This window comes from Streptomyces sp. AC627_RSS907 (genome assembly GCF_019049165.1).
Genome location: NZ_JAGMUE010001552.1, coordinates 1 through 637 on the forward strand (window position 1 = coordinate 1; position 637 = coordinate 637).

The 637-nt window shown below is 61.9% G+C and carries 1 protein-coding gene; it reads right to left on the minus strand.

All coding sequences use genetic code 11. The features are described 5' to 3' along the window. A partial coding sequence (locus KUM32_RS42950; protein ID WP_217146969.1) for a hypothetical protein occupies nt 1-271 on the minus strand: 271 nt, incomplete at its 3' end. Nucleotides 272-637 lie beyond the last annotated feature (366 nt).

Here is a 637-nt window from a genome sequence, read left to right on the forward strand (position 1 = left end):
TCCCAAGGATCTGACTCAGCAGCTGTCGATACTTTCGGTCGTCACTCGGCAGTCCATACAGGACGTCGCTCGCTCCCAGTGCGTGAATCCGGTGACTCGCAGTGATCCGGCTGCTACCGTCAGCACCGGCGAGAGTCCATGTCGGCGGTTCGTCCTCAGACTCATGGTCGATCCTGACGACCGTGAGCAACAGCTCCCTTAAGATTCCGTGCTGCCCGATGGTCTCGGTAAGGTCATTGTGTCGAGCAAGGAAGCTGTTCGACTTATCCATGGTGCTAACCACGTGGGCGCGCGATTCTGCTTGGAGAACGAGTTCCCCGGTTTCCCCCGGAGCCGCTTCTAGGCCCCTAAGGGGAGGGAATTGACCTGGCGGCAGGGCTCCCGACAGGGGGTAGACCCTGTAGCCCGCTTCCCGGTTATTGCCGGGGAAGTGACAGACCGCAGGCGCCCATACTTGGGCCGTAATGGTGTGGAGAATTCCTCCAGGGACACGCATGATGTCGGGATTCTGGAGCCGCTTGCGAGCCTCTTCGGGTCGTGCGATCGCTCGTGCGACCGCTGTGGCCGCGCCTTCACTGAACCCATGTGTGACGAGCGTGCTGGCGAGCTTGCGTACCGCCGCCGGCCGGGGTAAAGC